The organism is Streptomyces sp. NPDC001393 (assembly GCF_053597455.1).
Genome location: NZ_JBSFIH010000029.1, coordinates 99914 through 110237 on the forward strand (window position 1 = coordinate 99914; position 10324 = coordinate 110237).

Consider the following 10324-nt stretch of genomic DNA (forward strand, 5'->3'; position numbering starts at 1 on the left):
CCGGTTAACGCCGTCCTTCACGAGGAGTCCCCACGTGACCGCCACGACGCCCGCCTCCCGCGCGGCCCAGATCCTGTCCCGCCCGATCGCGCTCAACGGTCTCACCGTCCCGAACCGGATCGTGATGGCGCCGATGACCCGCATGTTCTCCCCGGGCGGCGTTCCCGGCGAGGACGTGCGCTCGTACTACGCCCGCCGTGCCGCCGCCGGGGTCGGCCTGATCGTCACCGAGGGCACGTACGTCGGCCACGAGTCGGCGGGCCAGAGCGACCGGGTGCCGAGGTTCCACGGGGAGGAGCAGCTCGCGGGCTGGGCGAAGGTCGCCGAGGACGTGCACGCGGCCGGGGGCACGATCGTCCCGCAGCTGTGGCACATCGGCATGGTCCGCAAGCAGGGCGACGCGCCCTACCCGGACGCCCCCGCCGTCGGCCCCTCCGGCCTGGTCACTGCGGGCGCCGAGCCCACCGGCAAGGCCATGACGCAAGCGGACCTGGACGACGTCGTCGCCGCGTTCGCCCGGGCCGCCGCGGACGCCGAGCGCATCGGCTTCGACGGCGTGGAGCTGCACGGCGCCCACGGCTACCTCCTCGACCAGTTCCTGTGGGAGGGCACCAACCGCCGCACCGACGCCTACGGCGGCGACCCCGTGGCCCGTACGAAGTTCTCCGCGGAGATCGTGGCGGCGGTCCGCGCGGCGGTGTCCCCCGAGTTCCCGGTCATCTTCCGCTACTCGCAGTGGAAGCAGCAGGACTACACGGCCCGCCTCGCCGAGACCCCCGAGGAGCTGGAGGCGATCCTCACCCCGCTGGCGGCGGCCGGCGTCGACGTCTTCCATGCCTCCACCCGCCGCTACTGGCTGCCGGAGTTCGACGGCTCGGACCTGAACCTGGCCGGCTGGACGAAGAAGCTCACCGGCAAGCAGGTCATCACCGTCGGCTCGGTCGGCCTCGACGGCGACTTCATCAACGCCTTCCAGGGCGAGGGCTCCCCGGTCAAGGGGATCGACAACCTCCTCGACCGCCTGGAGGCCGAGGAGTTCGACATGGTCGCCGTGGGCCGCGCGCTGCTCCAGGACCCGGAGTGGGCGGCCAAGGTGCTCGCCGACCGGTTCGACGAGCTCAAGCCGTACGACGCGGCCGCGGTGAAGACGCTCAGCTGAACCGTCCTCCTGGGCCGGGCACTTGTGATTCCTTTGACGGGGACTACAGGTTGCCCATCGGCTCGATGTCGATGTGCGTGGGGGTGCCCCATACGCGCAGCACCTCGTAGTCGGTGAACTCGTGCACGAGCCGGTAGGCCATCGCGGGGCGCGACGAGCGCCGCTGGGCGGCGAGATACGCCTCGGCCTCCCGGCGGTCCCTCCTCGGCGTCCCGCACAGCTGCCACTCCTGCCCGTTCCATGCCTCCGGCAGCCAGCGCTGCTGGGGCTGGGGCCGGTCGGCCCGGACCCCGTAACGGGAGGGTGCCGTGGCCACCGGCTGGGCGGGAGCGGGCCGGCCCTGGAACTCCGACCGCCGGGCGGCCCGGCGCCGGGTCTCGCAGAGCAGACACAGATCGGGTGCGCTCTCGTCGACGGGGCCCTGCGGATGCTCGGGGCACCGGGTGCTGGGCGCGCTGCTCCCGGCGCTCTCCTCCACGAGGTCGAGCGCCCGGCGCAGATCAACCTTGACCTCGTGCAGCCGGGCGTCCGGGGTGTCGGCGGTCAGGGCCTCCCCGTGCTCCCCGAGCAGCCGGAGGGCCCGTCCCAGGGCGGCGAGCTGGACGTGGTTCATGCTCCCCAAGGGTACGAGAGCCGTCGTAGGGTCTGGCCATGCTGCCGAGCCGGCTGATCGAGGCCCTTCACCGTTTCAACGCCGCCCACCCCTGGGACCACAACGCGCACTATCACCCGTGGCTGCTACGGCAGTTGCCCCGCCGTCCGCGCACGGCCCTGGACGTCGGGTGCGGCAGCGGTGATCTGGTCCGGCTGCTGGCCCGGCGCGCGGACCTGGTCGTCGGGGTGGACGCCGACCCCGGGATCCTGGCGAAGGCGCGGCAGCTGACGGGCCCGGACGCCCCCGTCAGCTACGCCCTCGCCGCCGCCCCGGAGTGTCTTCCGCCGGGCCCCTACGACGTCATCACCTGCGTCGCCGTGCTGCACCACCTTCCCTTCGCCGAGACCCTCACCCGGCTCCGGCGGGAGCTGGCGCCCGGCGGCACGCTGGTGGTCGTCGGCTGTGCGCGGGACGAGACCGCCGTCGAGCGGACGCTGGGGCTGGTCTCGCTGCCGCTGAACGTGCTGACCGGATGGGTGAAGAACCGCGGGAGGGCCGCGGCGCACCGGCCCGTGTCCATGACCGCGCCCACCCGCGAACCGAAGATGACCTTCGCCGACATCACCCGCCAGGCGCGGCACCTGCTCCCCGGCGCCCGGCTGCGGCGGCGGCTCTTCTGGCGGTACACCCTCGTCTGGCGCGCGCCCGGCGAACCGGCGGGCGACTGAGGCCCCGGCGGGCCACTGAGGGCCCGGCCGGCCCGGTCGTCAGCCGTTGACCCGCTCCAGAACGCCCTGCGCCCCGCACGCGGGGGCGGCGGCGAGGGCGCCGGCCGCGAGTGACAGCGGCGAGAGGGGAACGACGGGAGCGAGCGCGGGAAGCGCGGCGAGGTTCTCGGCACACCTGACGGCCCCGGCGTCGGAGCTGCGGTCGTCGGCGTGGGCGGGGGCGGCGAGGGCCGCGGCGGACGCCGTGAGAACGGCGGTGACCAGGAGCTTCTTCATCATGCCCGGGGGAACGACCGGCCGGTGCGGTACGTCACGCGGGTGCGCCCACTCGGGGGGCGGCGGGGGAAGCCGAAGACGTAGGTCGCCAGGAAGCCGACCAGGTAGCCGGTGAGGAGCCCGCCGCCGTAGACGGCCACCGCCGCCCCCGCCCCCCTGTTCCCCGTGAGCAGCGGGAACAGAGCCCAGCCCGAGGGACCGATCGCCGTCGCGCCCACCTTCGTGCCGAGCATCGCGAAGAAGCCGACGAACGCCCCGCCCGCCGCCCCGCCCGCGCACGCGGTCAGGAACGGGCGGCCCAGCGGCAGCGACACCCCGTAGATCAGCGGCTCGCCGACGCCCAGCAGCCCGGCCGGGAGCGCCGAGCGGATCGTCGTACGCAGGGAGGCCGTGGGGACGGAGACGTCGTGGCGCGTGCGGACGTACACCGCGAGCGCCGCGCCCACCTGGCCGGCGCCCGCCATGGCCAGCAGGGGGAGCAGGACGGTGTAGCCCTGCTGCTCGATGAGGGCGGTGTGGATCGGGATGAGGGCCTGGTGCAGGCCCAGCATGACCAGGGGGAGGAAGAGGCCGCCGAGGAGCAGTCCGGCGGCCGCGCCGGCGGTGGCCAGCAGCCAGTTCGCCGCCGTGCCGATCGCCGTCGCCGCCGCGCCGGCCGCGTACATCAGGCCGTACAGCGTCACCAGGCCGGGGACGAGGACGGTGACCGTGGGGGTGAGCAGGACGTCCAGCGCGTCCGGCACCCGGCCCCGGACCCACTTCTCCACGCGGGTCGCCAGCAGCGCCGCCACGAGCGCGCCGAGCACCCCGCCCTGGCCGGGGGCGAGGTGGGTGCCGAACGCCGTCACCTTCGCGACGCCCGGATACACGACCACGGCCGCGACCGCGCCGCCCAGCACGGGCGTGCCGCCGAACTCCTTCGCCGTGTTGTGGCCGACGAGCACCGCGATCAGTGCCAGGAAGGCGGAGGCGATGGCGGTCAGGGCCGGGGTCAGGGCCGGCAGCAGGCCGGTGTTCAGCAGCAGGCCGTCGACGCCGGACAGGATGCCGCAGCCGATCAGGGCGGGGATGAGCGGGACGAAGACGTTCGCGACCCGGCGCAGGGCAGTCCTGACCGGCGTCGACGGTTCCTCGGGCCGGGTGGCGGCGGGCTCGGGCCGGCCGGCGGCGGTGACCCGTGCCGCCACCTCCGCCGTGACCTCGTCGACCACTCCTGGCCCGAGCACGATCTGCCGGGTGGGCCCGTCGGACACCACCCCGAGCACACCGGGCAGGGCCCGCAGCCCCTCCTCGTCCACCGCCGCCGGATCGGCGAGGGTCAGCCGGAGGCGGGTCATGCAGTGGGCGACGGAGACGACGTTGGCCGGGCCGCCGACCCGGTGGAGGACGGCGTTCGCGGTGGAGGCGGGGTCGTTGCGCACGTCCCGAGCGTGCGGGTCAGTCCGCCGCGTGCGCCAGCGCGGCACGCAGATGGCCGCCGGACTCCTCCAGAAGGCGGGCGGCCGTCGGGCCGTCGACGCCTGCGAGGAGGGCGAGGATCGCGTTCTTCACCTCGCCGCCGGACTCGGTGAGCGCCTTCTCGATCTCCTCGTCGGGGGCGCCGGTGGCGAGGGAGACGATCCGGCGGGAGCGGGCCCGCAGCTTGTCGTTGGACGCCCGGACGTCGACCATCAGGTTCCCGTAGGTCTTGCCGAGGCGGATCATCGTGATGGTCGACAGCATGTTCAGGACCAGCTTCTGGGCCGTGCCCGCCTTCAGGCGTGTGGAGCCGGTGATCAGCTCGGGGCCCACGACCACCTCGATGCCGTGCTCGGCGGCGGCCGCGAGCGCGCTGTGCTCGTTGCAGGCCAGGCCGACGGTCAGCGCGCCGAGCGCACGGGCGTGCTGGACGGCGCCGATCGCGTAGGGGGTGCGGCCGGAGGCGGAGATGCCGACGACGGTGTCGTCAGGGGTGAGCCCCAGGGCGTCCAGGTCGCGGCGGGCCAGCTCCCCGGAGTCCTCGGCGCCCTCCACGGAGGTCACCATCGCCCCGGGGCCGCCCGCGATCAGGCCGACGACCTGCGCGGGGTCGGTGTTGAAGGTGGGCGGGCACTCGGAGGCGTCCAGGACGCCGAGCCGGCCCGCGGTGCCGGCACCGGCGTAGACCAGCCGCCCGCCGCGGGCCATGCGCTCGGCGACCGCGTCGATGGCGGCGGCGATCCGGGGCAACTGCGCCGCCACGGCGGTGGGTACGGCGGCGTCCTCGCCGTTCATCAGGCGGGCGATGTCGAGGGTGGGAAGGCGGTCGATGTCGGCGAGCTCGGGGCGGAAGGCTTCGGTGGTCAGCGAAGCCAACTGCTGACGCAGGTCGTGCGAGGTCATGGGAGGTGGCTCTCTCCAGTGCGGGGGTGTGCGATTCCCTGCGGTCCATCGGCGGTCTGTCGCCGGTCTAGCGCGAGGAACTCCGGTGCCGGTGGGCCAGCGCCTCGTACGACGCGGCCAGCGCGGGCGCCGCCGTCTCGTACGTCCGCTGGGCCACTCCCACGAACAGGCAGTCCACCACGAGCAGTTGACTCGTCCGCGAGGACATCGCGGCCGGTCGCAGCTCGCTCTCCCGTGAGGTGGACGTGGTCAGTACGTGGTCGGCGTACTGGGTGACCGGCGAGTCCGGCCGGCCGGTGATGGCCACGGTCGTGGCCCCGTGCTCGAAGGCGACCCGCAGCGGCTCGATGACGTCCCCCGTCGAGCCGGAGTGGGTGATGGCGATCGCCACGTCACCCGAGCGGAGCTGCACCGCGTTGGTCACGGCGAGGTGCGGATCGCTGTGGGCGTGGGCTATGAGGCCTATGCGGAGCAGCTTCTGGGTGAGGTCCTGGGCGACGAGCCCGGACGCCCCGATGCCGTACACGTCGGTGCGCCGGGCACCGGCCAGCGCGCCGACGGCCGCGCCGAGCTGGACGGTGTCGAGTCCGGCGGCCGTGTCGGCGAGGGTCTGCTGCTCCTCGTAGGCCAGCTTGGTGACGACGTCGGCGATGGGGTCGTCCACCGCGATGTCGGTCGTGATCGCGGGCGCCCGGCCGGACTGCTGCTGTGCGGCCAGGCCCGCGAGGGCCAGGCGCAGGTCCCGGTAACCCGGGTAGCCGAGGAGCCGGGCGGTGCGCACGACCGTGGCCTCGCTGGTGCCGGTGAGCTCGGCGAGGCCGGTGACCGTGAGGGCGGCGCAGCCGGCCGGGTCGCTCGCGACGGCCTCCGCGACGCGCTGCATGGAGCGGGTCATGGAGGGACCGAGGGTGCGCACCTTGGCGGCGAGGGAACCACCCGGGCTGCCGAAAATTTCCTTCACGTCCTGGGTCACATATGAAAGATATTTTCGGTTCGGCGCCGGGGTCAAGAGTGCGCACAATGGGTTCCATGGAGCCCATCAGTCCCCTTGAGCAGGCCCTGCATGCCGCGCGCGCCCTCGTGCTCGCCGATCTGATCGCGGGCGAGGTGGCGGAGGCGGACGTGGTCTCGCTGGTCGAGGACTCCGTCGCCGGACGCCGCTGGTGGATCGAGCAGTGGCCGGACGGTGCGTCCTATGTCGCCGGGCTCGTCGCACAGGACGTACAGGACGCGCTGCTGGACCGGTACGGCCGCTGGCCGCTGTGCCCGGTGTGCGGCTCCGGCGACCCGCACGCGCTGGACGTGGAGCCCGAGCTGGGCCCCGACCCGCACTGGGTGTGCCACAAGGCGGGCGTGAAGGTCGCGGCGGTGGGCTCGCTGGGTTCGGCCATGGGCGGACTGACCTCGTCGTGACGCTGTACATCGACCCGCCCGCCTGGCCCGGCCACGGCCGCATGTGGTCGCACGTGGTCAGCGATGTGTCCTACGACGAACTCCACGCCTTCGTCGAACAGTTGGGCGTCCCGAGGCGCGCCTTCGAGCGCGACCACTACGACCTCCCCTCGCACCGGTACGCCGACGCGGTGGCCGCCGGGGCGGTGGAGGTCAGCAGCCGCGAGGTGGTGCGGCTGCTGTGGGCCTCGGGACTGCGCCGGCGTAAGGGGCTTGTTCAGCGGCGCAGTTCGTAGGCGAACTCGGCGCCCTCGTCGCTGACCCGAGTGAACCCGGCCCGGGTGACCACCGCCTGCGAGGCGGTGTTGTTCCGTCCGACGGTTGCGAACAGGGAGCTGACGTCGTCGCGGGCCAGCGCCCAGTCCGCGAGCGCGCGCAGGGCCTCGGTGGCGTACCCCTGACCGCGGGCGCTCTCGACCAGGTCGTAGCCGATCTCCACCCGGCCGTCCTCGTCCGGGACGCCGTGGAAGCCCATGGCGCCGATCGCGCGGCCGTCCTCGTGCCGGACGAGGGCGAAGACCCCGAACTCCGGCCGGTGCACCCCCGCTTCGTAGGCCTTCAGCAGCATCCCCGCCGCGTCCCGCGTGCCCTCGTACGGCCCTGAGGCGATCCACTCGAAGCCGCCGTCCCCGCCCAGGCGCAGGTCCTTGGCGGCGGCCGGGCGCAGGCCGGTCAGGGTGAGGCGCTCGGCCGGGATGACGAGGTTGTTGCGCCAGCGCCACTCGGTGACCGGGGCGCGGCCCGGCAGCTCACCGCGGCCGGTGGCCCACAGGAGGGTCGGCCAGGGGGCGGGGCCGGGCTGGACGTGCGGGAAGAGGCAGGCCAGGAGGGAGGCGACGAGCTCGGCCGACGGCTCGTAGGCGAGGCCCAGCCCGCCGGCCATGTCGTGCGTGTGCAGCAGCACTTCGGCGATGCCCATCGCCGCGAAACCCTCGGCGTCGGCGCTGCCGAACGGGTAGGGGTGGAAGCCGCGAGCGCCGGGCGGGGCGGTGCGGACGGCGGCGGCCAGCAGCGCGCCGGTCGTCTCGATGACGTGCAGCAGGCCCGCGTTGTCGGTGCCCTCGACGAGGGTGAGCTCGAAGGGGAGATAGGAGTCCTGTGCGCGTCCGGCCAGGTTGGCCGCGTAGCCGATCAGGTCGTCGGCCACATGGACGGCGGTGGTGTGGCAGTCCCACTCCAGCCGCCCGGCCCGTACGGCCCGCCAGTCCCGGTCCACCGCCGCCCGCAGCGCCGCCGTACAGCCCGCCACGGCTTCGGTCACGTCATCCCCGTTTATCGGTCTCATGAGGCGAACCCTAGGGCGGCCGCCCCCTCAGGTCGACAGCATTTCCAGCTCGGAGGCGAGGTTGTAGCGGGCGGTGGCCTCCCAGTGCTCCCGGCCGTACGGGGTCCTGAACAGCCGGGGAAGTTCCAGGAGTTGGCGCAGAACCGCCGAACGGCCCTCGCGGAAGGCGTCGTTCGGCACGAAGTGGTACTCCTCGCGCACCTCGGCGGTGTAGGCCGCGTACGCCGACGGGGGCGCCGCCAGGATCGCGAGGTCGGCGTCGCACAGCACCTGGCCGTCGCGGTCGTCGTCGGCCGGGTCGTGTGTGACGGTGAGCCGCACCAGCCGGGCCACCTCGGCCGCCGTCTCCTGCGGGACCCCGGCCTCGGGGAGCGCGCGTTCGGCCAGCCGGGCCGAGCGCTCCTCGTTCTCGGACCGTTCCGGGAGGTAGACGGCGTCGTGGAACCAGGCGGCCAGGCGGACGACGTCCGGGTCGGCGGCGTACTTCTCCAGTACGTCGATGCGGTCGAGGACCGCGGTGAGGTGGGCCACCGTGTGGTACCGGCGCTGCGGCTCCTGCCAGCGGGCGAGCAGGTTGTCGGCGTACGGCGCGGGATCGGGGCCGCCGCCGGGGGCACGGGCTGCTTCCAGCGCACGGGCGAAACGAAGGCGCAGGGCGTCGAGGTCGGCCATGGCCCCATTCTTCCGCGCCGCGCCCTCGCGCCGCGTGCCGTCGGGGGTGAGGGGCGCCCTGGTGCAGGCGTACTCTTGGAATTGGACTAGACCTGTACTGGCCGACGGACGAATGGGGTGCCATGAGCAAGCGTGCAGTCCTGGAGGTGATCGCACTCGACGTCGAGGACGCGGTCGCCGCCCAGGCCGGAGGCGCGGACCGCCTGGAGCTGGTCACCGACATGGCGGCCGACGGGCTCAGCCCGGCGCCCGCCACCGTCGCCGGGATCCGGGCCGCCGTCGACATCGACCTGCGCGTGATGCTCCGCCTCGCGGACGGGTTCGCCGCCGGTGACGTGGACCGCCTGGTCCGGGTGGCCGGCGACCTGCGCGAGGCCGGGGCCGACCAGTTCGTCCTCGGCTTCCTGGGCGGGGACGGCGGGGTGGACCTGGCCGCCGTGGAGCGGGTGGTCGGCGTGCTGGACGGCTGCGCGTGGACGTTCCACCGGGCGATCGACCGCGCCGCCGACCGCGACGCCCTGCGCAAGCAGCTCGTCGGCCTCCCCGGCCTCGACACCTACCTCACCGCGGGCGCCGCCGGCGGGGTGGACGAGGGGGTGCCGACGCTGGTCGCGGAGGCGGCGCGGCGGGGCGAGCCGGGGTACGGCCAGACGCTGCTGGTCGGTGGCGGCCTGCGACTGGAGCATGTGCGACCGCTGCGGGACGCCGGCATCGACGCCTTCCACATCGGTGGCGCGGCGCGCTCCGCCGGGTGGGCCGGGGCGGTCTCCGAGGGGGCCGTGGCCGAGTGGCGGAGGGCGCTGGACGCGGGGGTGCTGGACGCGGGATAGCGCCGTAGGCCCGCAGGTCGTACGCCGGGTGCGGCGCAGTCGTGGCCGGTCGCGCCCGCACGGCGGAGCCGAATTTCGCCTGTCGCCTCAGCCCCGCGCCCCTTTCGGGGCGCGGACCCCGCCGGTGCCGCTATCTGACCGCCATCCCGACGAACACGACCAGCACGAACAGCGCGAAACCGGTGAGGGGGAACAGGCCCACGATCCCCATCGGCCGGGCGAGCACCGGGCGGCCCGGGTCCAGTCCGGGGCGCGGGGCGCCGACCGGCTCGGGGAGCTTGCGGATCTTGGCCAGGGTGAACAGGTTGATCAGCAGGATGACGGGTGTGATGAGCATCGACATCGGACCCCACCAGCCCTGCGCCATGGTGTCCGACTGCATCTTCCGGAAGACGGCGAGCGCGCAGGTGCGGCAGAAGACGCCGCGCCGGTGCAGCTGCCGCATGATCACCACCATGCCCTGGTGACCGCGGACCGTCACTTCCACGGTGGGAGCTCCGCCGCACACGTCGCACCCGGCGCCGTGAGCGTTCGGGTAGCCGCCGGGGGCCGGCTGGTACCCGGCCTGCCCGTAGCCGCCGGGAGCCTGCGGGTACGAGGGCTGCCCGTAGCCGCCCGGCGCCTGCGGGTACGGGGCCTGCGGGTAGCCGTAGCCCGCCGGAGCCTGCTCATAGCCCACAGGGGCCTGCTGGTACGACCCCGGAGCCTGCGGGTGGCCCGCCGGAGGCTGCTGGTAGCCCGCGGGAGCCTGCTGGTACGGCCCGGGGTTCTGCGGGTAGGCACCGGGGCTCTGCTGGTACGCGGGGTGCGGGGACGGTGGAGTGCTCAACGGAGGCCTTTCCATGGGGACGTGACGGAACCGCAGAGCACCCTAGGCCCTGTCGTCAAATTCCCGCCTGCCCCGCGACGCCATGCACGCTCCCCCACTGCCTTAAGGGCGTGGGAGGTGCCCCCACTCGCCGCACC

The 10324-nt window shown here is 74.0% G+C and carries 13 protein-coding genes; 5 read left to right on the plus strand and 8 right to left on the minus strand.

Annotation, left to right across the window (positions count from 1 at the left end):
- Positions 1–34: 34 nt before the first annotated feature.
- The gene (locus ACWC2T_RS27805; protein ID WP_450673087.1) at positions 35–1159 is read left to right on the plus strand and encodes an NADH:flavin oxidoreductase; all 1125 of its coding nucleotides are present in this window, start codon (positions 35–37) and stop codon (positions 1157–1159) included.
- Positions 1160–1202: 43 nt separating this feature from the next.
- Here ACWC2T_RS27805 and ACWC2T_RS27810 read toward each other — a convergent pair whose 3' ends face one another.
- A complete protein-coding gene (locus ACWC2T_RS27810) occupies positions 1203–1772 on the minus strand; it encodes a hypothetical protein (protein WP_450673088.1) in 570 nt (189 codons plus the stop codon).
- 38 nt (positions 1773–1810) lie between these two features.
- Here ACWC2T_RS27810 and ACWC2T_RS27815 point away from each other — a divergent pair, with 38 nt between their 5' ends.
- Positions 1811–2482, plus strand: a complete 672-nt coding sequence (locus ACWC2T_RS27815; protein WP_450673089.1) for a class I SAM-dependent methyltransferase — start codon at positions 1811–1813, stop codon at positions 2480–2482.
- A gap of 39 nt (positions 2483–2521) precedes the next feature.
- On the opposite strand, the gene ACWC2T_RS27820 is transcribed toward ACWC2T_RS27815, so the two are convergent.
- From ACWC2T_RS27820 to ACWC2T_RS27835, 4 genes are all read right to left on the minus strand, one after another.
- Entirely contained in the window at positions 2522–2761 is a 240-nt protein-coding gene (locus ACWC2T_RS27820; RefSeq protein ID WP_450673090.1) for a hypothetical protein, read from the minus strand.
- Positions 2758–4179 carry a PTS transporter subunit EIIC gene (locus tag ACWC2T_RS27825; RefSeq protein ID WP_450673091.1) on the minus strand — a complete coding sequence of 474 codons (1422 nt, stop codon included), beginning with the start codon at positions 4177–4179 and terminating at the stop codon, positions 2758–2760. Before ACWC2T_RS27825 ends, ACWC2T_RS27820 begins: the two co-directional genes overlap by 4 nt.
- 16 nt (positions 4180–4195) lie before the next feature.
- Complete coding sequence (murQ, locus tag ACWC2T_RS27830) at positions 4196–5119, minus strand: N-acetylmuramic acid 6-phosphate etherase (RefSeq protein ID WP_450673092.1); 924 nt, start codon at positions 5117–5119, stop codon at positions 4196–4198.
- Between the two features lie 67 nt (positions 5120–5186).
- A complete protein-coding gene (locus ACWC2T_RS27835) occupies positions 5187–6092 on the minus strand; it encodes a MurR/RpiR family transcriptional regulator (RefSeq protein ID WP_450673093.1) in 906 nt (301 codons plus the stop codon).
- A 56-nt stretch (positions 6093–6148) separates the two neighbouring features.
- On the opposite strand from ACWC2T_RS27835, the gene ACWC2T_RS27840 reads away from it, so the two are divergent.
- On the plus strand, positions 6149–6532 hold the full coding sequence (locus ACWC2T_RS27840; protein WP_450673094.1) for a hypothetical protein: 384 nt from the start codon (positions 6149–6151) through the stop codon (positions 6530–6532).
- Positions 6529–6807: a DUF4031 domain-containing protein gene (locus ACWC2T_RS27845; RefSeq protein ID WP_450673095.1), complete on the plus strand. Its 279-nt coding sequence runs from the start codon at positions 6529–6531 to the stop codon at positions 6805–6807. Before ACWC2T_RS27840 ends, ACWC2T_RS27845 begins: the two co-directional genes overlap by 4 nt.
- Here the strand turns inward: ACWC2T_RS27845 and ACWC2T_RS27850 are convergent.
- On the minus strand, positions 6789–7856 hold the full coding sequence (locus tag ACWC2T_RS27850; protein WP_450673096.1) for a GNAT family N-acetyltransferase: 1068 nt from the start codon (positions 7854–7856) through the stop codon (positions 6789–6791). The two genes, ACWC2T_RS27845 and ACWC2T_RS27850, sit on opposite strands and share 19 nt — an antisense overlap.
- Positions 7857–7883: 27 nt before the next feature.
- Positions 7884–8528, minus strand: a complete 645-nt coding sequence (locus ACWC2T_RS27855) for an HD domain-containing protein (RefSeq protein WP_450673097.1) — start codon at positions 8526–8528, stop codon at positions 7884–7886.
- 122 nt (positions 8529–8650) lie between these two features.
- Between ACWC2T_RS27855 and ACWC2T_RS27860 the strand changes: the two genes are divergently transcribed.
- Positions 8651–9358, plus strand: coding sequence for a copper homeostasis protein CutC (locus ACWC2T_RS27860; protein WP_450673098.1), 708 nt, complete (start codon positions 8651–8653; stop codon positions 9356–9358).
- Between the two features lie 130 nt (positions 9359–9488).
- Here ACWC2T_RS27860 and ACWC2T_RS27865 read toward each other — a convergent pair whose 3' ends face one another.
- The gene (locus tag ACWC2T_RS27865; protein WP_450673099.1) at positions 9489–10187 is read right to left on the minus strand and encodes an LppU/SCO3897 family protein; all 699 of its coding nucleotides are present in this window, start codon (positions 10185–10187) and stop codon (positions 9489–9491) included.
- Positions 10188–10324 lie beyond the last annotated feature (137 nt).